Annotated in this window: 25 protein-coding genes; 16 read left to right on the top strand and 9 right to left on the bottom strand. The window is 43.0% G+C overall.

The window, feature by feature from the left end:
- Window positions 1-22: 22 nt before the first annotated feature.
- The 7 genes from I2494_RS09490 (at window position 23) to I2494_RS09460 (ending at window position 7,337) form a co-directional block, all read left to right on the top strand.
- Entirely contained in the window at window positions 23-997 is a 975-nt protein-coding gene (locus tag I2494_RS09490; protein WP_407657895.1) for a divergent polysaccharide deacetylase family protein, read from the top strand.
- Between the two features lie 93 nt (window positions 998-1,090).
- Window positions 1,091-1,852, top strand: coding sequence for a glycosyltransferase family 2 protein (locus tag I2494_RS09485; RefSeq protein WP_218466613.1), 762 nt, complete (start codon window positions 1,091-1,093; stop codon window positions 1,850-1,852).
- A 142-nt stretch (window positions 1,853-1,994) separates the two neighbouring features.
- Window positions 1,995-2,930, top strand: a complete 936-nt coding sequence (gene rfaD / locus I2494_RS09480) for an ADP-glyceromanno-heptose 6-epimerase (protein WP_218466612.1) — start codon at window positions 1,995-1,997, stop codon at window positions 2,928-2,930.
- Between the two features lie 108 nt (window positions 2,931-3,038).
- Window positions 3,039-4,088 carry an ADP-heptose--LPS heptosyltransferase RfaF gene (rfaF, locus tag I2494_RS09475; RefSeq protein ID WP_218466611.1) on the top strand — a complete coding sequence of 350 codons (1,050 nt, stop codon included), beginning with the start codon at window positions 3,039-3,041 and terminating at the stop codon, window positions 4,086-4,088.
- Window positions 4,088-5,047 carry a lipopolysaccharide heptosyltransferase RfaC gene (gene rfaC, locus I2494_RS09470; RefSeq protein WP_218466610.1) on the top strand — a complete coding sequence of 320 codons (960 nt, stop codon included), beginning with the start codon at window positions 4,088-4,090 and terminating at the stop codon, window positions 5,045-5,047. Before rfaF ends, rfaC begins: the two co-directional genes overlap by 1 nt.
- Complete coding sequence (locus tag I2494_RS09465) at window positions 5,044-6,210, top strand: glycosyltransferase (RefSeq protein ID WP_218466609.1); 1,167 nt, start codon at window positions 5,044-5,046, stop codon at window positions 6,208-6,210. Before rfaC ends, I2494_RS09465 begins: the two co-directional genes overlap by 4 nt.
- 29 nt (window positions 6,211-6,239) lie before the next feature.
- A complete protein-coding gene (locus I2494_RS09460) occupies window positions 6,240-7,337 on the top strand; it encodes a glycosyltransferase (RefSeq protein WP_218466608.1) in 1,098 nt (365 codons plus the stop codon).
- Between the two features lie 7 nt (window positions 7,338-7,344).
- Here I2494_RS09460 and I2494_RS09455 read toward each other — a convergent pair whose 3' ends face one another.
- Window positions 7,345-8,595, bottom strand: a complete 1,251-nt coding sequence (locus I2494_RS09455; RefSeq protein WP_218466607.1) for an O-antigen ligase family protein — start codon at window positions 8,593-8,595, stop codon at window positions 7,345-7,347.
- A gap of 34 nt (window positions 8,596-8,629) precedes the next feature.
- Window positions 8,630-9,592 carry a polysaccharide deacetylase family protein gene (locus I2494_RS09450; protein WP_218466606.1) on the bottom strand — a complete coding sequence of 321 codons (963 nt, stop codon included), beginning with the start codon at window positions 9,590-9,592 and terminating at the stop codon, window positions 8,630-8,632.
- Between the two features lie 516 nt (window positions 9,593-10,108).
- On the opposite strand from I2494_RS09450, the gene I2494_RS09445 reads away from it, so the two are divergent.
- From I2494_RS09445 to coaD, 6 genes are all read left to right on the top strand, one after another.
- A complete protein-coding gene (locus I2494_RS09445; RefSeq protein ID WP_218466605.1) occupies window positions 10,109-11,011 on the top strand; it encodes a sugar glycosyltransferase in 903 nt (300 codons plus the stop codon).
- 69 nt (window positions 11,012-11,080) lie between these two features.
- The gene (locus tag I2494_RS09440; RefSeq protein ID WP_218466604.1) at window positions 11,081-12,211 is read left to right on the top strand and encodes a glycosyltransferase family 4 protein; all 1,131 of its coding nucleotides are present in this window, start codon (window positions 11,081-11,083) and stop codon (window positions 12,209-12,211) included.
- Window positions 12,212-13,309 carry a glycosyltransferase gene (locus I2494_RS09435; RefSeq protein ID WP_218466603.1) on the top strand — a complete coding sequence of 366 codons (1,098 nt, stop codon included), beginning with the start codon at window positions 12,212-12,214 and terminating at the stop codon, window positions 13,307-13,309.
- A 54-nt stretch (window positions 13,310-13,363) separates the two neighbouring features.
- Entirely contained in the window at window positions 13,364-14,641 is a 1,278-nt protein-coding gene (waaA, locus tag I2494_RS09430; RefSeq protein WP_407657886.1) for a lipid IV(A) 3-deoxy-D-manno-octulosonic acid transferase, read from the top strand.
- A 3-nt stretch (window positions 14,642-14,644) separates the two neighbouring features.
- Window positions 14,645-15,421: a glycosyltransferase family 2 protein gene (locus I2494_RS09425; protein WP_218466602.1), complete on the top strand. Its 777-nt coding sequence runs from the start codon at window positions 14,645-14,647 to the stop codon at window positions 15,419-15,421.
- The gene (gene coaD, locus I2494_RS09420; RefSeq protein WP_218466601.1) at window positions 15,418-15,915 is read left to right on the top strand and encodes a pantetheine-phosphate adenylyltransferase; all 498 of its coding nucleotides are present in this window, start codon (window positions 15,418-15,420) and stop codon (window positions 15,913-15,915) included. Before I2494_RS09425 ends, coaD begins: the two co-directional genes overlap by 4 nt.
- On the opposite strand, the gene mutM is transcribed toward coaD, so the two are convergent.
- The 4 genes from mutM to radC all read right to left on the bottom strand — a co-directional run bounded on the left by mutM (window position 15,916) and on the right by radC (window position 18,213).
- Complete coding sequence (gene mutM, locus I2494_RS09415; protein ID WP_218466600.1) at window positions 15,916-16,725, bottom strand: bifunctional DNA-formamidopyrimidine glycosylase/DNA-(apurinic or apyrimidinic site) lyase; 810 nt, start codon at window positions 16,723-16,725, stop codon at window positions 15,916-15,918.
- A 163-nt stretch (window positions 16,726-16,888) separates the two neighbouring features.
- Complete coding sequence (rpmG, locus tag I2494_RS09410; protein ID WP_029093261.1) at window positions 16,889-17,056, bottom strand: 50S ribosomal protein L33; 168 nt, start codon at window positions 17,054-17,056, stop codon at window positions 16,889-16,891.
- An 11-nt stretch (window positions 17,057-17,067) separates the two neighbouring features.
- Complete coding sequence (gene rpmB, locus I2494_RS09405; protein WP_108900751.1) at window positions 17,068-17,304, bottom strand: 50S ribosomal protein L28; 237 nt, start codon at window positions 17,302-17,304, stop codon at window positions 17,068-17,070.
- Window positions 17,305-17,544: 240 nt separating this feature from the next.
- Entirely contained in the window at window positions 17,545-18,213 is a 669-nt protein-coding gene (gene radC, locus I2494_RS09400) for a RadC family protein (RefSeq protein ID WP_407657894.1), read from the bottom strand.
- Window positions 18,214-18,679: 466 nt separating this feature from the next.
- Here radC and coaBC point away from each other — a divergent pair, with 466 nt between their 5' ends.
- The 3 genes from coaBC (at window position 18,680) to slmA (ending at window position 21,032) form a co-directional block, all read left to right on the top strand.
- The gene (gene coaBC / locus I2494_RS09395) at window positions 18,680-19,888 is read left to right on the top strand and encodes a bifunctional phosphopantothenoylcysteine decarboxylase/phosphopantothenate--cysteine ligase CoaBC (RefSeq protein WP_218466598.1); all 1,209 of its coding nucleotides are present in this window, start codon (window positions 18,680-18,682) and stop codon (window positions 19,886-19,888) included.
- Window positions 19,872-20,330 carry a dUTP diphosphatase gene (gene dut, locus I2494_RS09390; protein WP_218466597.1) on the top strand — a complete coding sequence of 153 codons (459 nt, stop codon included), beginning with the start codon at window positions 19,872-19,874 and terminating at the stop codon, window positions 20,328-20,330. Before coaBC ends, dut begins: the two co-directional genes overlap by 17 nt.
- Window positions 20,331-20,438: 108 nt before the next feature.
- A complete protein-coding gene (slmA, locus tag I2494_RS09385; protein ID WP_130593311.1) occupies window positions 20,439-21,032 on the top strand; it encodes a nucleoid occlusion factor SlmA in 594 nt (197 codons plus the stop codon).
- Between the two features lie 110 nt (window positions 21,033-21,142).
- On the opposite strand, the gene I2494_RS09380 is transcribed toward slmA, so the two are convergent.
- From I2494_RS09380 to I2494_RS09370, 3 genes are all read right to left on the bottom strand, one after another.
- Window positions 21,143-22,462: a cytochrome c gene (locus I2494_RS09380; protein ID WP_218466596.1), complete on the bottom strand. Its 1,320-nt coding sequence runs from the start codon at window positions 22,460-22,462 to the stop codon at window positions 21,143-21,145.
- Window positions 22,463-22,476: 14 nt separating this feature from the next.
- Window positions 22,477-24,189: a GMC family oxidoreductase gene (locus I2494_RS09375; protein ID WP_218466784.1), complete on the bottom strand. Its 1,713-nt coding sequence runs from the start codon at window positions 24,187-24,189 to the stop codon at window positions 22,477-22,479.
- Window positions 24,190-24,256: 67 nt separating this feature from the next.
- The gene (locus I2494_RS09370) at window positions 24,257-24,970 is read right to left on the bottom strand and encodes a gluconate 2-dehydrogenase subunit 3 family protein (protein ID WP_218466595.1); all 714 of its coding nucleotides are present in this window, start codon (window positions 24,968-24,970) and stop codon (window positions 24,257-24,259) included.
- Between the last annotated feature and the right edge of the window lie 267 nt (window positions 24,971-25,237).

Genomic DNA, 25,237 nt, shown 5'->3' with positions numbered 1-25,237 from the left:
AGTGACTTTATTAAAACATCTTATCCACCCTGTACTCGGCTTATTGTGCCTAAGCTTTACGCTTTCAGCTGCCCCCGCCCGACTGGCGATTGTTATTGATGACTTTGGCTATCGTAAACATAACGAAGAGCAGATCCTGAAAATGCCAGCCGCTATTTCGGTCGCCGTCTTACCCAACGCACCACTATCCCAAGAAATGGCGCAAAAAGCCTATCAATCAGGGCATGAAATCCTAATCCATATGCCAATGGCTCCAATTAGTAAGCAGCCTCTGGAACGGGATACACTACGTCCGGGAATGAGTGTGGAAGAAATCCGGCGAATTATCGCTCAGGCAATACGCAACGTTCCCCATGCAAAGGGAATGAATAATCATATGGGAAGCGCCATGACCTCTGATTTAGGCGCTATGCAGTTAGTAATGAAAACCCTTAGCCACTATCAGCTGTACTTTCTCGATAGTGTGACTATTGGTAGCACCAAATCAAGTCAGGCTGCAGAGGGCACTTCTGTTCAGGTAGTAAAAAGAAAGGTCTTTCTGGATGATGACCAAAGTGAAGCGGCAGTAAAAAAACAGTTTAATCTGGCAGTGAGAATGGCACAAAAAAATGGTTCAGCTATCGCTATTGGTCATCCTCACCCTTCGACGATTAGCGTGTTGCAACAAATGATTCCACAATTACCACCAGACGTGGTACTTGTGCCTGTCAGCCACTTATTGCCATCAGCGCCACATCGAACCTATCCCTCTCGCGACCCTAAACCGGTTGAAGTGGAGACGCCAGAAAAACCAGTTACTATTCCTGTCGATCTGAGCCATCGCTGTCCTGCACCCGAATCCATTGAGAAAATCAATCCACAGGCCACTTATAGCACTATCAAAAATATTTTTGGAACATCACCGGCAATATGGTCAATCTACTCTTATCTGGCCTATTGTAGCGTCGCGCCACAAATAGCCGCGTCCTCATTACCTCCGACACAAAATCGCCGATGAGAGAACCGTATCTAAGCATATGAATTATCCTTAATTGAACAAAAATAGCGGCTACGTTACTATTTATTTTTTGAGTCCAATGGCGGTCAGGTTATGTTTCCTTTATCAGTGTGCGTACTAACATTTAATTCCGCACGTTTACTAGAAGATGTACTTTCGCCCCTGAAAGAAATCGCCGATGAATTAATTATTGTAGATTCAGGAAGCAGCGATGAAACTCTGGATATTTGTCAGCGGTTTGGTGTAACACCCGTCTATCGGGCCTATACCACACATGGTGAACAGATGAACTATGCAATCTCATTGGTCAGCAACCAATGGGTACTTTGCATGGACAGTGATGAAATCATTGACCAGAAAACCGTTGAAGAGATAAAGAAAATTAAGAACGGGACGATGCCTGCACCTGATATGGCATTTCGTATTTCCCGCCACTGGTTTGTTTTGGGCAAAGAAGTCCATAATATTTATCCCGTCACCTCGCCAGACTATCCTGTCAGATTATTTAATCGTGAATGTGTTGGCTTCAATAGCCGCCCGGTTGATGATGCTGCTGAGGGCTATAAAAGTACTGCCGTGATCGCCGGCTTTGTTAAGCACGATACCTTTTTCTCTATCCATGAAGTGTTTAATAAACTGAATGGATATACCACCCGACTGGTTAAATATAAGCGGGTTAAACCGTCTTTAGCCAGAGGGCTGTTTAGCGCTTTTGGCTCTTTCTGGAAATGGTATATTTTCAAAAATGGCTGGAAAGATGGCAAAGTAGGCGTTGTTACCGGAACTTACGCTGTCGCGTACAGTTTTATGAAATACCTGAAAGCCTGGTATCAACACGATAATAAAAAGCATTAATTATCTGCAACGGAACTGAGAATAATATCCAGTGTCTATCTGCCAGATAGCCATGTTGATGCAGTCGGCATAAAATAACGCGGGGTGCGGTTTAACACAGACAACATCCCAATAAATTTATCTAGGAACAAGTGGTGAAACCATGATTATCGTAACCGGCGGTGCTGGATTTATCGGCAGCAATATCATCAAAGCATTAAACAATACCGGATATCAGGACATCCTGGTGGTCGATAACCTGAAAGATGGTACTAAATTCGCCAATCTGGTTGACTTAGAAATTGCTGATTATATTGATAAAGAAGATTTTCTTGCCCATATTCTCGCCGGTGACGATTTAGGCGATATTGACGCGGTTTTCCATCAGGGCGCCTGCTCATCAACCACCGAGTGGGATGGTAAGTATATGATGGACAATAACTATCAATACTCCAAAGATCTGCTTCACTTCTGTCTGGATCGCCACATTCCATTCCTCTATGCATCCTCTGCCGCCACCTACGGCGGACGTAGCGATAACTTTGTTGAAGATCGCCAATTTGAGCAGCCTCTTAACGTATATGGTTATTCAAAGTTCCTGTTTGACCAATATGTTCGTCAAATTTTGCCTCAGGCCGAATCCCAAATTTGCGGGTTCCGCTATTTCAACGTGTATGGGCCACGGGAAAACCACAAGGGCAGCATGGCCAGCGTTGCTTTTCATCTGAATAATCAAATAAATAAAGGTGAAAATCCAAAGTTATTCTCAGGTAGCGAGCAGTTTAAACGCGACTTTATCTATGTGGGCGACGTAGCCAATATGAACCTTTGGTTCTGGAAAAATGGCGCCTCAGGCATCTTTAACTGTGGAACCGGCCGCTCAGAATCATTCCAGGCAGTTGCAGACGCGGTATTGGCTTTCCATAAAAAAGGACATGTTGAATACATTCCCTTCCCTGAACATTTGAAAGGCCGCTACCAGTCCTATACTCAGGCTGACCTTACTAAATTAAAAGCAACAGGTTATGATCTACCTTTCAAAACGGTTGCTGAAGGCGTGGCAGAATATATGGCCTGGCTAAATAGAGATAAATTATAAAGTTGAAATAACACAGTCACTCAATAAAAAGCCCTGTGTTAATGACTCCGGGCTTTTATTTTAACCATGCAGTAGCCGTGTCGTTTTACAACTGGAGCAGAATTAAGCATGAAAACGCTGATTATCGGGCCATCCTGGGTTGGTGATATGATGATGTCACAAAGCCTTTATCGTACTTTAAAGGCAGAAAATCCGGCGATAGAAATAGATGTAATGGCTCCTGCCTGGTGTCGACCATTATTAGCCCGAATGCCCGAAGTCAGTAAAGCGGTGCCAATGCCTTTAGGCCATGGTGCACTAGCCATTGGAGAACGTCGTCAGTTGGGCAAGCAATTACGCCAGGAGCAATATCAGCAAGCTATTGTTCTGCCAAACTCATTTAAATCTGCTCTGGTTCCTTTTTTTGCTCAAATTCCTCTGCGCACCGGATGGCGTGGAGAGATGAGATACGGCCTGCTTAACGACCTTCGGGTATTAGATAAGGCCGCCTTTCCATTGATGGTTCAGCGCTATGTGGCTTTAGCCTATAAAAAACAACGCATTTCTCGTGCAGAGGATATCCCTCAGCCTATTCTTTGGCCTCAGCTCCATGTTAGCCAAACCGAGATTGAATCAACTGCCGCTGAATTCAATCTAAGTAACAGCCGACCTGTTATTGGATTTTGCCCCGGTGCTGAATTTGGCCCGGCAAAGCGCTGGCCTCATTATCATTATGCGACTTTAGCTAACAGTCTGATCCAGCAGGGATATCAAATTGTGCTGTTCGGCTCAGAGAAAGACAGGGCAGCTGGCGAGGAGATTGTGCATGCGCTACCGGTAGATCTGCAAAACCAGTGCCATAATCTTGCCGGAAGTACTAAGTTGGAGCAGGCCGTTATTCTGATAGCCGCCTGTCATGCCATTGTTAGTAACGACTCGGGGTTAATGCATATCGCGGCAGCGCTCAACAGACCTTTAGTCGCCCTTTATGGCCCAAGCAGCCCTGATTTCACACCACCACTCACACATGATGCCAAAGTGATCCGCCTGATTACCGGTTACCATAAAGTACGCAAAGGTGATGCACAACAGGGCTACCACCAAAGTTTAATTGATATTCAACCTGAGCAGGTTTTAACTGAGCTCCAATTATTGCTAGCCAGTAAGGAGAGCCAATAATGAGGGTTCTGATCGTCAAAACCTCTTCAATGGGAGATGTTTTGCACACTTTGCCTGCACTTACCGATGCACAAAATGCAATCCCAAATATCCGTTTTGACTGGGTAGTCGAAGAGGGGTTTGCACAAATCCCAAGCTGGCATAACGCAGTTGACCAGGTTATTCCCGTCGCCATACGCCGCTGGAGAAAATCGTGGTTCAGTGCTGATACGCGTAAGGAAAGAGCCGCATTCATTGCTCAATTACAATCACATCATTATGACGCCATTATTGATGCACAAGGGCTCATAAAAAGCGCCTTTTTAATTACTCGAAAAGCCAAAGGAACAAAGCACGGGCAAGATCGCCATAGTGCCAGAGAGCCGCTGGCCAGCTGGTTTTATGATGTAAAACACGCCATACCTAAAAATCAACACGCCGTTGAGCGCACCCGACAACTGTTTGCTCTCAGCCTCGGCTATCCAAAGCCAGAGCAAAAGGGTGATTATGGTATTGCCCGGCGATTTCTGGCAACACCTCCCGCAGATGCAAATACCTATTTGGTTTTTCTTCATGCCACAACCCGTGACGATAAACACTGGCCTGAGCAGCATTGGCGCGAGTTGATTGCCCTTACAGCAGACTCTGGATTAAGAATTAAGCTTCCCTGGGGTGCTCCTCATGAGCACGAAAGAGCAAAACGTTTAGCGAAAGGCTTTCAACATGTTGAAGTTTTACCTAAACTACCCCTGGAAGAAATCGCAAATGTGTTGGCCGGAGCTAAAGCCGTTGTTTCTGTGGATACCGGACTGAGCCATCTTACAGCTGCACTGGACCGCCCCAATATCACCCTGTATGGACCAACAGATCCTGGGCTGATTGGGGGATATGGAAAAAATCAGCTTTCAGTAAAACGAGCTAACAATATAGAATCTATATCACCGGATATTATCTATAATTATTTATTGGATCTCAAATGAAGCGCCTACATATAATTAACTTGGATGGGCTGGCAGGCACCGAAAAAATGCTTATCCAATTTGTTAATAGTAATATCAATGACGGTGATGAAGATATTATTATCAATATTAATAATGAGTTAAGTGATAACCTCATCAAACATATTGATAAAAATACTGTGATTTTCCCTTATCGAATTTTTCAAAATAGAGCGTATAAATATCCATCATTTATACGCAAGCGTTTGCTTCGCACATTGATTGAAAAAGAAAAAGCAGATCTGGTTATTGTTTGGGATCTGATCCCCAATCTGGATAAAAAACCTTCGTGTGGAAAAATCATCTATTACGATCATGGAAATTCATGGCACTTTAGCAAAAATTCTAAGACATTAAATTTCTTCTCTATGGTAGATGGTTGCATTTCTGTATCTGTAGCATCTCAAAGAATGTTGCAACTTAAATTTAACTTGCGCTGTCCAATAGAAACTATTCCAAATAATATTCCTCCGCCTCATAAGATTAAAAAGCAAAAGGAAGCTCTGGAAGAGAATATCGTTTTGGGTACAGCTTCACGACTGGAGCCAATTAAAGCTATTGGTGTTGCTATATTAACAACTCTTGAGCTCAATCGAAGAGGAATTGATACAACACTATATATTGCGGGCCAAGGTTCTCAGGAAGCGAGATTAAAATTATTAGTTAAAAAGCTAAATTTAACTGACAAAGTTATCTTTATGGGTTTTCAACATGATTTGGCTGATTTTTATCAAAAAATAGACTTCTATATTAGTAGTCCAATAACTGAAGCTTTTGGTTTATCTTGTATGGAAGCGCTTTACAATGGAATCCCGGTAATATTTCCCCTTATTGATGGACAACCAGAAGTTATTACAACAGGTGAAACGGGGCTTGGGTATACTCCAACCATGACATTCGAACAATACAACGAGCTAACTGGATTAAACATTCATTATAATCATCAAGGATATGACCCTTTAAGCGATAAACTGATGATGCTTAAAGTTCCTTCTTATATTGATTATGCCAATGGCATAGAAAGCATTGTTAAGAAAAATGAATACCGTAAATATAGCGAAAATGCTTTGCACTATACTCAAGAACAGTGTGATTACGAAAAATTCAATGATACATTAAGAGGGAAATTAAACTCTTTTATCTAAATAAAAAGTTATCGGTTATATATTCCAATATGAAAAATAAAACTACGGCATTAAAAAAAATCATTTTAATCCTTCCCTTCCTGGAAGGACGAGGGGGAATGGAAACCGTAATGACTACCCTCCTGCCTATGATTAAAGCTGATGGTATTCAGATTAAATTATTTATGTTGGGAAAAGAAAAGCAACACTATACAGAATGGCTAGAAGGTATTGAGTATAAATCTTCAATGTGCATACACAAAAGCAAGAAAGTGAGAAATCTTGTTTATGCTATTTCACTGTCTCGTTTTCTTTACCAAGAGAAGCCCGATCTTATCATTTGTACAAATTCTTTAACTTGTCTGATAGCCGACTTTGCAAGAAAGATATGTTTTGGCCATTATCCTTTGATTTCATGGTCTCATAATTCTCTAATAAATATAAATAAAAAATCAGGTATATTAAGGGCGGATTTTCATTTAGCCATTGCATCAGAAATAACAGAACAATTAACTCAATTAGGAGCAGAAAAAGACCGTATTTATACTATCTTCAATCCATGTAAACCTGCTAATCGATTGATCCCAAGACCAACAGATAAACACAAATTTGCTTATTTAGGCCGTATTCTTTTCGGCGATGAAAAAAGATTGAAAGATATTCTGGATGCATTTTCCACAATAAAAAACGAATTTGAACTGCATATTGTTGGTGACGGTAAAGATATGGCAATTACCCAAGATTATGCTAAACAGTTAAGTATTTATCCCAAAATAATTTGGCATGGATGGCAGCATAAACCTTGGGATGTTTTACATGACATAACTGCGATTATACTTGCCTCGACTCATGAGGGTTTCGGTATGGTTCTTGCCGAAGCTGCAGCTCATGGTGTATACAGTATTAGTAGTAGCTGCCCAACGGGGCCAAAAGATATTATTCAGAATGGTATTAATGGTGTTTTGTTTAAACCAAGAGATGTTCAAGCACTACATAATATTATTAGTAATATTATTAATGGTGAAGCGCTCCCCGACCAGCAATTAATTCAAGCCTCTGCAGAAAGATTTTATCCAGAAAATTACTATGCTTTGTTTAAAGCATCTCTAATTTCTATTACAGAAAGATGGCATAGTAAACAAGCTTAAGAGGATCCTATTTTTTACTTATCTCCTGCACATTTTTATTTCCAGAGTATGAAAAAAAGATATATATAACTAAACTCAATAACATGACATATATATATTTATTTGAGTAAAGTAATGTATCTGACAATCCAAAAAATATCGTTGGGATCATAAGTAATGCTGATATAAGAAAACTTTTCGTTATGATGACTGTGTAATATATCAGGGAAATATAAAAAACAAGCAAAAATAATATTCCCACTATACCCTGTAGTGAACCGATATTAATTATATCATTGTGTAAATGAAATTCCAGTGCATCTAATGCTGCCGGGTTACTATATTGTTCTTCTATAATATATTCTTTAGCCAATGCATTACGTTCATCAGCGCTAACCCCATAAGGATGTTCACTTATAATATGAACCCCAGCTTTCCACAGGCTAAATCTTGCACCTAAGGATGTACCAACAGTCCCCCCCTGATAAGCATTAACCTCATAGACGGTAGAGTCCATTCTATAAATAATTGGCTGTAACGAAATTAAATTTGTACTTACACCAGCTGTAATAAGTATTACTAAGACTAGTAGAGATTTTATATTTATAATTTTTGATTTAATAAATAATAAAAATACACATAATGGATAAATTATAATAATGGCTCTGGTTTCTGTCATAATAACAACATAAAATGTAAATAATGCCAGCACGACCAATAAGATATCACTATATTTTATTTTAGATATGGATACTATATACATTACCAATAAAGCCTGGATGGTATAAATATACCCCCCTATTGTTGCTGCCATTCCAAATCCAATACGCTGCCCTGTTTGCATATAGTAAAGGATTCCACTAAATGATAGATATAAGTAACTGAGCAACAACATAAAAGCACAAAGGGATAATGTTTTTTTACCCACTCGTTCCTTAATTGACACCAAATGAAAAAGTATTACTGCACACGAAATCATTCTTTTAGCAGTACGTATATATTCAATATTTACAATATTATAATCAGTACTCTTAGATAATTCTGCCCATGATATTTCAAAGATACCAAATAAGATAATAACTATGGGTAATATCAGCTCTCGGTTTCTTATATTATTTCTTCTGATAAATATATATATTACTGAAAGATAGAATGCAATATATAAGGCATAACGACTAACCGTATCGTATAGTAGAGCAAAAGATAGAGCTAAAGAAATCAGGAAAACAATGGCAGGGGCTTCATTGAATTGATATAACTTATTTTTTATTTTACTCATACATTTAGAATACCAAAAGAAACAATAATCGTATTTAACAAATAACTTCGTTTTTATAGAATTCAGCCATTGTCATTCCCTGAGTTCGTTGACTCAGCCACACAAATAGCTCATCCAAATCACTATAGAGTAATTCAATGGATTCTTCATCACTAAATGTTGGACTACCACCCGGCATAAACTCGGAAGAATGCAGCATGAACTCTACGTAATTCTTACCTTCATTCAGGCACTGCTCAACAACACGTTTCATTTCATCAACATTTCCACCTTTCGGGCGTAACCAACGAACAGAGAGAGGTTTCTTTTTGCCCCTGACGCCATTGTACAGCTGTTTAAATGTATTCTGTAAGGTTCCATGTTTCAATCTGGTACTCATTGGTACCTGCAAGAGTGTCGATGTACCGACTTTAGCAATATTCTCTAAGTCCATGAAATAAGCACCATCAGGAAAACGACTAAAGTCAGAACCACCATCACCATTCGGATCACCCAGTACCCCACTCCAATCTATATAAGGGGTTACTGAGCAATCAACCAGATATCCAAATTCATGCAACAACTGGGCATAATGCTTATTAAAAGCCCAACGTCCTGCACGATGGCTGACCATTTTTACACCAAATGTGTCTTCCAGTAAGTTTGTCATAAAGGCAATTTTCTGGCGCATAATATCCAATGGATATTCAATAAGATAAGGTTTATATTTATCATCATCTGCCGTCAGAGAGTAAAGAGGTGGGCTATTCCAGGCATGTAAATGCATCCCGACTTCTCCTTGCTTACGCTCAATTACATCTCTTGCAAAAGAAACGTAAGCAGGCGAAATAGCCATTTCATAATTAGTCAGGTAGGTAGGCTTAAAATTATATTTCTCACAAAGCTGTTGAAATCTAAATAAATAATTAGCATTTTGTGTTAAAATATCTTTTGTATTAACCCAAAGGTTATCGCCTTCGGTATCAATCGTGATAAGAAAAGCAGGCTTCTGGACCATAAATAACTATTTTCTTTCTCTCTAATATTATAGGGTACCAATGTTACGCACTCTCTCCTGAAGGCGCAAACAAAGTTGTATTTATATATGTTTATTACTTAGCATATAGAATGAACTGTTACTTCTTCACCTTGTGTTATCCCACTCTTGATTACCAACACACCACTATATGTAAGATTTGTTTACATGAGTAATCATATAAAATCTTATGCGAATAGCAATAAAAGCTCCATAGCCACAACAAACTAATGTTAAAACGTAGCCGTGCTAATTTAGTCATTACCCGAAAACAAATTTAACTACGTAGCAGAGATGTAGTGAAAATGCGTTAAACTATTCAGGAAACTTTTTTCATAAGGCTAATTCAAGCATAATAGCTGGGTGAAAAAACATCTGTAAATCGAACAAGGTGCGCAGAATTGGGGTACGTTTGTATATGGCAACAACAAATGGTGGAGGTTCAATTTTTCGAACGTCTCTTTGTTGTTATCTGTTAACCAATCAGATGAGTTAAGTATGAGAAGTTTGCTAAAGCAGATTTACCGTTACACGCATTCACGCGCTTATCGGCATAATGAGAACCTTTGGCCTTACTTAAAAATTGAGCGAGCAACTACAGGTGAAATTATCACATTTAGTTATAAAGGGTTAAATATCCCTATAATTGAACTAGGTTCGCTCAAAAATAGCTGTTCGGGTTCACTACTGCTTGCTACTACAGGACCATCGATCAATCAAATTGATTTTTCGTGCATTCCCCCCTTAGCTGTAATGGGAGTTAATGGTGCTTATCATTTAAACAATGTGCTAAATTTTACGCACTATGTCATTGTTGACATGACATTCATTGATGACAGAAAGGAAGTTGTTGAAAGCATCATCAGTAATACCTCACTTATCTTATTCACTACGGTTTATGGAATTATTAAACTTATCCAAATGTTTGGATGGGAAAAAGTACAATGCCGTCTAGCCTTAATCGAAGATGCAGCTTTCAAAATCTATCAACACAAGAATATTCATTCTAATCTGAACTCTGTTTCCAGTATTCATTTTCATCATAGTTTGCCTAATATCGCATTCAACACTGACATTCGCAGTGGAGTCATTGATTCTGGTACCGTTGCCTACTGGGCAATGCAAATTGCTTATTACCTGGGTTATGAGCGACTGTATATTGCAGGACTGGATATGGCCAATTTTAATCTTCCGAGATTTTATGAAACGCCCAATGATATTTTGCCCAGTCGTTTAGCTGAATCTCTTGATAGCAAAATTATTCCCTCATTTGAACTTGCAGCTCGTCTTTTTAGGGAAAAACATATTAATATCATTAATCTTTCTGAAAGCAGTGCTATCGATGATGCCATTTTCAAAAAGGTTAACTATCGACAAGCATTTAACTTAAATAATGATTAAAAAAGCAACCTCAATATAATTAGAAGTTGTTAACACAGAAAATAATTCTTTTTCTCAAGGAATACCGGTATGAATCCAATCCGTCTTGCTATTGTCCGGCAAAAGTATCGTCCGGATGGCGGCGCAGAACGCTTTATCTCCCGAGCTCTGGAAGCGTTAAAAGATCATAACCTTTCACTGAATGTCATCACACGGGAATGGCAAGGTGAGCAGAATCCTGACTGGCATATTTTTCACTGTAACCCAACCAAATGGGGAAGGATCAGCAGAGAAAGGGGCTTTGCCCACGCTGCGCGACAAATTTGGCAGCGTGAACACTTTGATTTAGTCCAAAGTCATGAACGTATTCCTGGCTGTGATATTTATCGTGCAGGTGATGGTGTTCATCAACGCTGGCTACAACAACGAGCCAGAATACTGCCCGCCTGGCGTCAAAAATTTCTGTTTAACGACCGCTATCATCGCTACGTAATGAATGCAGAAAAAGAAATGTATTCTGCTCCAGAACTACGTGCCGTTATCTGTAACGCAAACATGATTAAGCAAGAAATCATGGAAGATTTTGGCGTACCTGAAGATAAAATTAACGTTATCTATAACGCTATCGATAGCCAGCGTTTTATTCCCGTAGATGAACAACAAAGAGAGCAGATCCGTACGCAATTAAATATCGATGCCAATGTATCTTGCCTGATTTATGTAGGTTCTGGCTTTGAGCGCAAAGGATTAGGAGCAGCTATCCGGGCAATTGCTCCTACTCCACGCCATTTGATGGTTGTTGGCAAAGACAAAGAAGAAAAGCGCTACAAACATTTGGCAGCCAGTTTAGGTTGCCAGAATCGTGTACATTTTATTGGCGTACAAAATAACGTATTACCCTATTACCAGATAGCTGATGGCTTATTGCTACCGTCCTTATACGATCCATTTCCTAACGTTATTTTAGAGGCGATGGCTTGTGGGCTGCCGGTCATCACAAGCAATACCTGCGGTGGGGCAGAATTTATTGAGTCAGGAATCAATGGCTTTGTTTGCGATGCACTGGATATCCATGCATTAACCACAGCAATTAACGACTTACCGCAACATGCATTGGGCTCTTCCATGGGCCAGGCAGCCAGAGAAAGAGTGCTGCACCAAAATGCCAGCCTGCTTTCTCAGCAATTAGTGAATCTGTATCAACGCCTGATGAGTAACTAAATGAGAATTCTATTTGTTATTGACGGACTTCCCGGCGGCGGAGCCGAAAAAGTGGTACTGACGCTAGCCGAAGGCATAAAAAATTTAGGGCATCAGGTTTCGCTAATCTCTCTGCGTGATGTCTGTGATTACCCTATCCCGACCGGTATTGAATATACTGTGTTGTCCGATGATACTCGTGTTTTCTGGCGAAAACTGACAGAAATTAAACGCCGCGCCAGGCGACTCGATCAAGAAATTATTCATCGTCAAAACAGCGATGGTCAATTCGATCTGATATTTTCTAATCTGCATAAAACAGACCGTATTGTTAGTCATTGCCAAAGTCTCGATTGGTCAAAAGTTTGGTTCTGTATTCATGGTGTTTTTTCTACCTCCTATCTGGGAAACAAACAGGGTTTCAGTCGTTGGTTGAAAAAACAAAAAATCAGTCGTGTTTATCAACATAAAAATATTGTTGGCGTTTCTCAGGCTGCGCTCGACGATCTGATTCAACAATTTAGTATCACTCCGGGAAAAACGGCGCATATTGCGAACCCATTTGATATTGATGCTATCCGCGCTCTTGCTTCTGAGCCTTGTGAATTAGCCGGAACGGACTATTTAATCCATGTTGGTCGTTTACATCCTAATAAACGCCACGATCGACTGCTGAAAGCCTATGCTAAAACCCAGCTCCCTGACTCCTTAGTATTAATCGGGAAAGGCAGTAAGGAATATACGGAAAAACTGAAGAATCTGGCGAAAGCACTCAATATTGAAGATAGAGTAAAATTCATGGGCTTCTGCCCTAATCCATATCCTTATATCAAACATGCCAAAACACTGATACTAAGCTCAGATAGTGAAGGTTTTGGAAATGTATTGGTTGAGGCACTTATCTGCGGAACTCCGGTAGTCAGTACTAACTGTCCGGGAGGGCCTGCAAGCATACTCACAGGCAATTTAGCGATTGGCCTGTCTGAACTGAATGAGGACGATTTAGCGAAAAAGATCATTTCAGTGACGACTCAGCCACCAACAATAGAAGAAAAACCGCTTCTGGACTATGGTATTATTCCGACCAGTTCAAAGTACCTCGCTCTCGCGAACACTTAATTAGTTTAAAATATTACCGGATGCCAAATAGCATCCGGTAATTGTGGATATATTATGTTGCGGTTGATTTACTCATTTCTGCTGTACTTACTACAACCTCTGATATGGCTTCGCCTGTTTTTGCGTGGCCGTAAAGCGCCAGCCTACCGAAAACGCTGGGCAGAGAGATATGGCTTTTGCAAAGGCAAAGTTAAACCTGATGGCATCATGCTGCATTCTGTTTCCGTGGGTGAAACATTAACAGCGATCCCTTTGGTCAGGGCATTACGTTACCGTTATCCCACCTTGCCGATTACCGTAACAACAATGACACCAACTGGTTCAGAACGCGTATTATCTGCATTTGGTGATGATGTTCACCACGTTTACCTGCCCTATGATTTACCGGGTTCAGTGAACCGCTTCCTGAATCAGGTCAGGCCCAAGTTAGTTATCATTATGGAAACTGAACTTTGGCCAAATTTGATCCATCAACTAAATAAACGTCATGTTCCTCTGGTTATCGCCAATGCTCGTCTGTCAGAACGCTCTGCTAACGGCTACAGTAAACTGGGCAATACAATACGAACCATGCTACAAAAGATCACACTGATTGCCGCGCAAAACCAGGAAGATGGTGAACGATTTATTCAACTGGGCCTGAAACGTTCGCATTTAGCTATAACCGGTAGCCTCAAATTTGATATTTCCGTTACTCCCGAACTTTCTGCCAGGGCGTTAAGCTTAAGGCGTCAGTGGGCGCCTCATCGCCCGATTTGGATCGCGGCCAGTACTCATGATGGAGAAGAAGGCATCATATTGGACGCTCACGCCAAACTTCTTAAGCGCTTCCCTGAGCTATTACTCATTCTGGTTCCGCGCCATCCTGAGCGTTTTCCGGTTGCGCAGCAATTGACATCTCAGGCCGGAATGAATTTTATTACCCGTAGTAGTGGCGATGTTCCTGCAACTGATACGCAGGTAGTGATAGGCGATACCATGGGAGAACTCATGTTGCTATATGGTATTGCCGATCTGGCTTTTGTTGGCGGTAGTCTGGTTGAACGTGGTGGTCACAACCCTCTGGAACCAGCAGCTCATGCTATTCCGGTATTAATGGGGCCTTACATTTTCAATTTTAAAGATATCTGTAACAAGCTGGAACAGGCTGAAGGGTTGATAACCATTAAAGATGCAGACTCTCTGGTTGACGCTATCTATCCTCTACTGACTGATGAAGAGTACCGCAGCTATCGCGGACAAAGAGCCGTTAATGTATTGCTGCAAAATCAGGGGGCGCTGGAAAAACTTCTGACGCTTTTAGAACCCTATTTACCAGCCCGGAGCCATTAACTCGTGGATAAAAAACGCCTTTCCGTGGTAATAATTGCAAAAAATGAAGCCGAGCTATTGGCTGATTGCCTGCAATCTGTTCAATGGGCCGATGAAATTGTTTTGCTGGATAGCGGAAGTACAGATGGCACCCTGCAAATCGCCCAACAACATAATGCCAAAGTGTTCACTCACACAGAATGGCTGGGTTACGGTAAACAGCGTCAGATAGCTCAAAGCTATGCCAGCGGCGATTATATTTTTATGATTGATGCCGATGAACGAATTACGCCTGAGCTGCGGGCATCTATCGAGCAAATTATTCATAGTGAAACCCGTCCTGAACAGGTTTATAGCTGCGCGCGTCGTAACTACTTTTTAGGCCGGTTTATGCGCCATAGCGGTTGGTATCCCGATCGGGTTATTCGGCTTTATCAAAATAGTCTTTATCGCTACAACGATAATCTGGTTCATGAATCGGTAGATTATGGTAATGCACAGATCATTTCCCTGAATGGTGATTTATTACACTTAACTTGCCGGGATTATTTTGTCTTTCAAAGAAAACAGTTCAACTATGCGGAAGGCTGGGCTAAGCAAAGCTATCAACGAGGTAAAAGAGCATCAATGTTCTCTGCGGTAACTCATGCTTCCGGGGCATTTTTTAAAACGTGGCTGTTACGGCGTGGTTTTATGGATGGAAAACACGGTTTTCTTCTTGCCTGTATCAATGCCCAATACACATTTAATAAATATGCGGCACTCTGGGCAATCCACCAACAGGAGAACATCAGCAAATGACACTACGCAGAGCTGAATTCACTAAAGCAATCTATCCGGGTACCTTTGATCCCATGACCAATGGTCATCTGGATATCATCACCCGCAGTGTACATATGTTTGACCATCTGGTACTTGCCATTGCTCGCAGCCCGAGCAAAAACACGCTTTTCTCTCTGGAAGAGCGGGTTGAACTGGCCAAAGCAGTGACGGCTCATCTTCCCAGTGTTGAAGTCATCGGTTTTGGTGAGCTGATGGCTCACTTTGCCCAAAAACAAAAAGCCAATGTCTTGATCCGTGGGTTACGGGCAATATCAGATTTTGAGTATGAACTTCAACTTGCCAGTATGAACCGCCACCTTATGGCTGATTTAGAAAGCATTTTTCTAATGCCATCAGAAAAGTGGTCATTCGTTTCATCTTCTCTGGTAAAAGAAGTTGCCCGCCACGGCGGTGATGTAAGTTCATTTTTGCCCCCCGTTGTTGCAGAGGCTTTGCTGAAAAAGTTGAGTTAATTAACGCTGGCAGTGTCGACAGAAAAAGGTTGTTCGCTGCCCGTGCTTTTCACTTTCAATCAACATACCACAAGCCTTACAAGGTTCTCCGGCTCTGCCATAAACCTGTAATTCCTGAGCAAAATAACCGGGTTTACCATCCGCCTGTAGAAAATCCTTCAAGGTTGTTCCACCTTGCTCAATGGAACGCTGCAAAACTTTTTTGATAGTTAAGGCCAACCGCTGCGCTTCAGGTTCCGTTAATGACCCTGCCGGTCGTTGTGGCAATATTTTTGCCTCAAACAGTGATTCGCTGGCGTAGATATTGCCGACACCAACCACCAGTTTATTATCCATCAGCCATGGCTTGATAAGCGTCTTTTTGGCGCGTGAGCGAGTAAACAGATATTCTCCACTAAATCCTTCACTCAGTGGTTCCGGCCCCAGATGTTTAAGTACATTACTGGTGGCCAAATCTTCCTCCCACAGCCAGGCACCAAAACGTCTTGGATCGGTATAACGCAATACTTGCCCCGTCGACAGAATGAAATCCACATGGTCATGCTTACCCGGTTCAATAAATTCTGGCAGAATTCTGACACTGCCCGACATCCCCAGATGACCGATAATCCAGCCGTCAGGCAGTTCAATCAGCAGATATTTAGCTCGTCGCTGAACGCTTATAACAGGTGCATTTTCTAACGCCATAATTTGTCCGGAAACTGGCCAGCGTAATTTAGGCTGGCGAACGATGGTTTTGACAATATGATGCCCAACCATATAGGGCTCTATTCCGCGACGGCTGGTTTCTATTTCCGGTAATTCTGGCATTCGCCACCTTCCTGTTTTTACTTTTATGCCACAAAACATCGATCATACACATAAGCGGGTATGGCATAAAGTTACCCCGAGATTTCATCGGAAGAGAATATTGAGGCAATAAAAAACCCGACCGAAGTCGGGTTTTGATATACGTTATACAACGAAAATAAAATTACTTAATTTTAGCTTCTTTGTACAGTACGTGTTGACGGACAACTGGATCGAATTTCTTCAATTCCAATTTTTCCGGCTTAGTACGCTTGTTCTTCGTGGTGGTATAGTAGTGACCTGTACCAGCTGAAGAAACCAGCTTGATCTTCTCGCGAATACCTTTAGCCATGGTTCAGTTCCTTAAAACTTCTCACCGCGGGCACGAAGATCGGCTAACACCGCATCGATACCCTTTTTATCAATTACACGCATACCTTTAGCAGATACACGCAAAGTTACAAAGCGCTTTTCACTCTCAATCCAAAAACGATGTGAGTGCAGGTTAGGCAGAAAACGACGCTTGGTCGCATTCAGTGCGTGAGAACGGTTGTTACCGCTCATTGGGCGCTTGCCGGTAACTTGGCAGACTCGTGACATGTCAAAATTCTCCAAAAATCAAATCAGCTCGAGCTTCGTTAGGATGTTGGCTGCCTCGTCAGGCTTTAGAGCCAATCTCAGCAAATTCAGCCGAGATGAGACGTTAAGTCAGGTCGGAACCTGCTGAAATAGGCTCTCATACCACATCCGTGATCCTCAAAGGTGGCGTAGTATACGCCCTTAGCCGGCAGGGCTCAAGTACTGAACGGACAAAGATCCCATAAGATCGCAAAAAATACCTTAAATCCACCCTCTTTCAGCGAATGAAACGTATTCTCCACGCCCAATAACAATATGATCAAGCACTTGAATATCCAGTAACGAACAGGCTTCCCGCACTTTTTCAGTGACGTAACGATCCGCCTGACTGGGTTCTGCCATTCCGGAGGGATGATTATGCGCTAATATGACTGCCGCTGCATTTGATTTTAATGCCTCACGTACAATCTCTCGGGGATGTACCTCAACGCTGTTTAGCGTACCGGTGAACATTTCCTTATGATAAAGCACCCTATTCTGGTTATTCAAAAACATTACAATAAAAATTTCACGATCCCGCTGAGCCAGCAAACTTTGTAAATAACGTCGGGTAATCTGTGGATTATTGATCGAACACTCTTTAGCCAGTTGATGCCCTAAAAAGCGCCGGGAGAGTTCAACGGATGCTTGTAACTGAGAATATTTTGCTAGTCCCAGCCCCCTGACATCACAAAATCGAACATAATCTGCAGAGATCAGCCCATATAAAGAACCGAATTCTTTTAATAATTGCCGGGCAAAATCCAGCACATGAACCCCGGAAACGCCCGTACGTAAAAAAATAGCCAGTAATTCATCATCAGAAAGTGATGCAGCCCCATTTTGTAGCAGTTTCTCTCTGGGAGCACCCTCAGCACTCCATATATTTATTGTTGCACTTGTCATTTTATCCTCCCGCTATCAATATTCTGATAGGGGAGGAAAAGAGATACGAACCGGAAAAATGATTTCTGGAAGAAGTATCGAAAAAATAAAATGGTAGAGTTCATTCGTTACTATTTATTCCGGGGGATATCACACAAATCATTCATCAAGACAGTATTAGAAAGGGGATAAACAAGACGCTGAGTCGACAAACAGTTATGATTTTTTGTTATAGCATCTTGCAATTACTGTATATATAATCAGTAAAAGATGTTCGTTTTATGCTCATCTCGTCGACATTGATATATAACGGTATTCATACAGCAGACACCGCTTGCCTGTAATCTGTCACTGTAACAGTGGCAAAGTTACCTCAGACAGATAGCTCGCCTTCGACGGGGTTATGATAAAATCCGCAACACGCTTTTAATCATCAGGGGCAATGACCCTGACAATCTATAGGGCAGTTATCATGGCAATGTTGAATGGTAAAAAAATTGTGCTGGGTATGAGTGGTGGTATTGCTGCATATAAATGCCCGGAAATTGTACGTCGCCTGAAAGATCAGGGAGCAGATGTACGCGTTGTCATGACGGCAGCGGCAAAAGCATTTATTACCCCACTCACTCTGCAGGCTGTTTCTGGTTATCCGGTATCCGATGATTTACTTGATCCCGCGGCCGAAGCCTCTATGGGCCACATCGAGCTGGGTAAATGGGCCGATCTGGTGGTTATTGCCCCTGCCACTGCAGATATACTGGCTCGTATTGCAGCCGGAATGGCAAACGATCTGCTAACAACGATTTGCCTGGCTACCAGTGCTCCTGTGGCTGTGGTTCCTGCCATGAATCAGCAAATGTACCGGGCTCAGGCAACTCAACATAATTTACACACTTTAGCGTCACGAAATCTCCTTTTATGGGGGCCTGACAGCGGTTCACAAGCATGTGGTGATGTCGGCCCGGGAAGAATGTTAGATCCGCTTTGTATTGTTAAGCACTGCGTTGATTTTTTTAATCCCGTTCAGGATCTTGCAGGTATCAACATTATGCTTACCGCAGGCCCGACCCGGGAAGCGCTGGATCCGGTGCGCTTTATCAGCAACCACAGCTCAGGAAAAATGGGTTATGCTATTGCAAAAGCCGCTGCTGAGCGGGGTGCTTCCGTCACGCTGGTCAGTGGCCCGGTTCAATTACCCACTCCTGTGAACGTTACTCGCATTAATGTCACCAGTGCGTTGGAAATGCGCGAGGCCGTTATGCAGTTGGCGGGGTCACAAAACATTTTTATTGCCTGCGCTGCCGTTGCCGACTACCGTGCTGAACATATCGCCAATGAGAAAATTAAAAAACAGGGCGACGATTTAGTCTTAAAAATGGTAAAAAACCCCGACATTGTTGCTGAGGTAGCGGCGATGACCGCTAACCGCCCTTTTGTTGTAGGGTTTGCGGCTGAAACCCAGAATGTGGAAGAATATGCGCGGCTCAAGCTGGCCCGCAAGAATCTTGATCTTATTTGCGCGAATAATGTATCGCTATCTGGTCAAGGTTTTAACAGTGATACCAATGCATTACACCTGTACTGGTCAAACGGCGAGATGAGTCTGCCTTTAAGTGATAAATCTTCGCTTGGTCAAAAACTGATGGACGAGATAGTCAAACGTTATGATGAAAAAAATTGACGTAAAAATTCTGGATCCGCGCATTGGCAGTACTTTTCCGCTGCCAACCTACGCAACTGTGGGTTCTGCCGGGTTAGATCTGCGCGCCTGTCTGGATGCAGCAGTTACATTAAATCCGGGAGAAACCCAGCTGCTACCAACCGGTCTGGCGATTCATATTGCCGATCCTTCGCTTGCTGCAGTGATCTTACCTCGTTCGGGTCTTGGTCATAAGCATGGCGTGGTATTAGGCAATCTGGTTGGTTTAATTGATTCTGACTATCAGGGGCAGCTTATGGTTTCCGTCTGGAACCGCGGTCAAACCCCATTTGTCGTCGAACCCGGTGAACGTATTGCCCAAATGGTTTTTGTACCTGTGGTGCAGGCCGAATTTAATATTGTTGAAGACTTTGAAAGCAGTGAACGTGGTGAAGGTGGTTTTGGCCACTCTGGCCGCCAGTAATTATTTCCGTTCTGAATGCCATAATAAAATAGTGTAACTCAACACTATACTATCGTTAGTTGTTTGGAAGTGGGCGGAACCCCACTTCTTATTAGGATGTCACTGGACATGGTCGAAAAAGTAACAAAGAAAAATCGCAAGGAAGACATACTGCAGGCACTGGCTCAAATGCTTGAGTCAAGCGACGGTAGTCAGCGAATTACTACAGCAAAACTTGCTGCCACTGTTGGTGTTTCAGAGGCGGCTTTGTATCGCCATTTTCCCAGCAAAATGCGCATGTTTGATAGCCTGATTGAGTTTATCGAAGATAGCCTCAATAGCCGTATTAACCTAATCTTGCAGGATGAGAAGGATACCTATAATCGCATCCGCCTAATCATATTATTAGTGCTTGGTTTTGCCGAAAAAAATCCGGGTCTAACCCGAATTATGACCGGACACGCGTTAATGTTTGAGCAAGACAGGCTTCAGGGACGAATTAACCAGCTATTTGAACGAATAGAGACCCAACTACGTCAGGTTCTAAGGGAGAGGAAACTGCGTGAGGGACAGTCGTTTAGTTATGATGAAGGGCTGATTGCCAGCCAGTTACTCGCCTTCTGTGAAGGGATGATGTCACGCTTTGTTCGCTCAGAATTCCGTTATCGCCCAACGGAAGAGTTTGAACTGCGTTGGCCAATGCTGGTTTTGCAATTACAGTAACCTGTACGGCATTATCAAATACCTGAATAGAAAAACCCCCGAAGCATTAACCTCCGGGGGTTTTCTTTTAGCTAAATGGAAACAGAGAGTAAAGACTCGACGCTTACGGGTTATTTCTGGCTGTTTTCAGGTTTAGCGGCTGCACCATATTTTTCGGCTTTTACCTCTTCCCGTACTTTTGCTACATCACTTTCAGTCACCGTAGATGCCTTATTGCCCCAACTGTTGCGAATAAAATTAACCACATCAGCGATTTGTTTATCCGTCAGTCGGACATCAAAAGCCGGCATATCATACGATGTTGGCGCTTTTATGGTCGCAGGTACAACCCCACCTTTCAGAACAATATGGATCAGCGAGGTGGCATCGCCGGTTGCCAATACCGGATTACCTGCCAGTGCAGGGAACACTTCTGCATAACCTTTACCATCAGTTCGGTGGCAGGCTGCACAGTTATCAACATAAACACTACCACCAACCATACTGTCATCGCCGTTGAACAGTGCTTTAGATACTGTTTCATCGTACTTAAACGGTTGTTGATCGGCAGATTTCGGCGGCAAGGTTTTCAGATAGCGGGCAATGGCCGTCAAATCTTCGTTGCTCATATACTGCATACTTTGAACAACCACATCGCTCATACCGCCAAACACGGCAGTATGGGCGGTACGCCCGGTACTGAGAAATTGAACCAGTTGCTCTTCAGTCCAACTACCTAAACCGTCCCGCTGATCGCCACGTAGGTTCTTCGGTACCCATCCATCCATCGGCTCACCGCCGGACAAATAAAGATCGCCCTCTTCACTGGTTAACGCTTTTTCCTGCATCCCAAAACCACGAGGGCTATGACATGCACCACAGTGTCCTAATCCTTCAACCAGATATGCACCGCGCGCAACCACGGGATCCTGATGCTCTGTTGCTTTAAATGCTTTAACTTCCGGCGCAAACGTCCAGCGCCAAACAGAAAGTGGCCAACGCATAGAGAGCGGCCAGGTAATATCAGTATCTTTGTTTGCCTGATTAACCGGTTGTACACCATGCATAAAATAAGCATACAACGCCTGCATGTCCTCATCCGTCACCCGAGCATAAGAAGGGTAAGGCATGGCCGGATACAGCGTATGATCCTTACCAATACCGTGACGTACAGCATTATCAAAATCGGTAAAGCTGTACTCACCGATACCCGTCTGTTTGTCTGGCGTTATGTTAGTAGAAAAGATGGTGCCGATCGGAGACTCAATGGGCAATCCTCCGGCAAATGGCTGACCACCCGATGCGGTATGACATGCCACGCAGTCACCGGCACGGGCGAGGTATTCACCCTGCTTAATCAGCTTGGCATCAGTATAATCAATATTTTCCGCAGCCCAGGCAGACGTTACCAAGCCCATGGTTAAACTGGCGGCAAGAAGCAGTTTTTTCATTTTTCCGTCTCCTGTTATGCCTGCACCAGTGGGCCAGGGTTTTTCAGATATTGCTCACGTATGGCATGTGCTGACCAGTAGGTCAATGCTCCCACCAACCCGGTTGGGTTATAACCAAAGTTCTGCGGAAACACGCAAGCCCCCATAACAAAGACGTTCGGTACATCCCAGCTTTGCAAATAACGGTTTACCACACTGGTTTTAGGGGCGCTGCCCATAATCGCGCCCCCGGTATTATGGGTTGTCTGGTAAGGTCGGGTGTCATACTGAGCACCCAATTTTTTGGCATTCACCTTATAAGATTCAGGGTTCATTGCTTTAGCAATTTCCCCGGCTTTGTTGGTCGTAAACTGCGCCATCTTGATCTCATTGTCATGCCAGTTAAAGGTCATACGTAGCAGCGGTTGGCCGTTGCTATCAGTATAGTTGGGATCCAGATCCAGATAGCTGTCGCGATATGACATTACCGAACCGGATGAACTGATGCTCATTGCTCGTTGATAGCTATCCTGAACAGCACCCTTCCATTCAGAGCCCCATGCTGGCGTACCGGCAGGAACCGTTGTTTGTTTAATTGGACGACCACCGGAACGGTGATGGTTAATATTCGCACCACCAACAAACCCTAATGGGCCGTGGTCAAAGTTATCACCGTTAAAATCATCAATCGCCTGCCCACCGGCACCGGTACCAATAAATGGATTTAGTGTTGTACCTTTAGGCATCATCAGGCTAACGGAGGTCAGCATTTGATAGGCATAGTTTTTACCCACTACCCCTTCATTAGTCATTGGATTATAAGGTTGACCAATTTTAGATAGCAGCAGTAAACGCACATTATGCATCTGGAAAGCACTCAAAATAACGATACTGGCAGGCTGCTCCACTTCCCGTCCCTGTGGATCTATATAAGTTACTCCAGTAGCTTTTTTACCGGTGGAATCGAGATTGACCCGAATAACCTGGGACTGAGTACGCAACTCAAAGTTAGGTTTTCTTAGTAACACGGGAAGAATGGTGGTTTGTGGTGATGCCTTAGAATAGAGATAGCAGGTATAGTGCTCACAGTAACCACAGAAATTACACGGCCCCAGCCTGACACCATAGGGGTTAGTATAGGCCTCCGAAGCGTTGGATGCCGGAATAGGGAATGGTTTATAACCCAGTTCGCTGGCTGCTTTAGCAAACAGCTGAGCGCTGTATACATCTTTTAGCGGTGGTAGTGGGTAAGGCTTGCTGCGCGATGCTTCAAACCGGTTACCGCCTTCCAGCTTTTCACCATTTACGTTACCCGCTAATCCGGAAACACCGCATACATATTCAAACTGAGTAAAATAGGGTTCAAGTTCTTCATAACTGACCCCAAAATCCTGAATCGTCATCCCTTCCGGAATAAAATCTTTACCGTATCGCTCTTCATAATGGCTACGAATTTTCAACTCTTCCGGTAAGGCTCGCCAGTGTAAACCATTCCAGTGCAGACCTGCACCACCTACGCCGGTACCTAATAAAAACGATCCGTGCTGGCGATAAGGTACGGCCTGTTCACTCACACTGTGACGGATAGTCACCGTCTCTTTGGAGAGATCCTGAAATAGCTTACCGCGAACAGAATAGGCCAGCTCATCCGCCACATTTGGGTATTTACCATCCGTTGGCGTATCGCGCATTTCTCCGCGCTCCAGCGCCAGCACGCTTAAACCCGCTTCAGTTAACTCTTGCCCCATAATGGCACCAGTCCAGCCAAAACCGACCAGAACAACATCACGGCTTCTTTTTTTATCGACATGTTTATTATCCCCGCTCGCCTGATATGGATACTGGCCCCAGTGGATAAGGCCGTTCAGAATGCTCAACCCAATCCATAAAGTCGGCACGAGCACCAGGGAAGCCAACCATCTTCCATCCCACCAGATGACGATTTCCGCCATATTGAGGATCGGCAAAATAGCCCTCTTTGGTATTGGTCAGCAAATAGGAAAAGAAAGTTTTCGCCGGCACGTCACCCAAATCAATCTTTCCTGCTTCCAATTGCTTAAGCACCGCTATCTGGGTCTCTTTATCCAGTTCCGCGAAAGTTTTCTTATATTGTTGCTGGCACCATTTATCACAACCGCTGATGCCCAGGTGGTAAAGATCCCGGGGTACCAGCTTTAACTGATAGCCAAACTCGGGGGCTGCATCCGGATGAAAAGGCCCTTTCATGTACCAGAGTTCACCACGACCGTAAGGGGTATCCATCTGGCGATCGATAAACTCCGGAACGCAGGCTTTAATCGCGCCAGCGCCGTATTGATCTTCAGGGATCAGTAAATCGCAGGCCGCTATAACGAAGGCCCATTCCGCTTGATTAAAAAATGTTGGCTTATAGTCGCTGGATGGTGAAGGGGAATCCGCCTGAGCGATATTAGAAACTAATCCGCTGCTGGCAATGGCGACCACGGGAATAACACCAAACCCTTTACGCAAGAAGTCGCGCCGGGAATTGGAATGTTTGATATCAGACATTGGCTTCCTCGCTTATCCTATTTTTATCGCTTTTTTTGATTTTGATCATATTTTATTAACATAATTGCTTAAATAGAATAACTCTTCATTTACAACTCAAACGAACATATCGTGCCTAATAACAGAAAATAACCAGAATAATTATAAGGGGATGCCGGGAAAGGAAAGTGTAACCACCCGCGAGATTGAAATCAGTTTATCTGTTTGAATTTTATAATTATTAATAAAAAAGCCCTGAGTAATACTCAGGGCCTTGATGATGACTAA

Source organism: Limnobaculum allomyrinae (assembly GCF_016649425.1).
Classification (GTDB): Bacteria; Pseudomonadota; Gammaproteobacteria; order Enterobacterales; family Enterobacteriaceae; genus Limnobaculum; species Limnobaculum allomyrinae.
The sequence above is the reverse complement of the archived record's forward strand: the minus strand, read 5'-3'. Positions and strand labels throughout refer to the sequence as shown.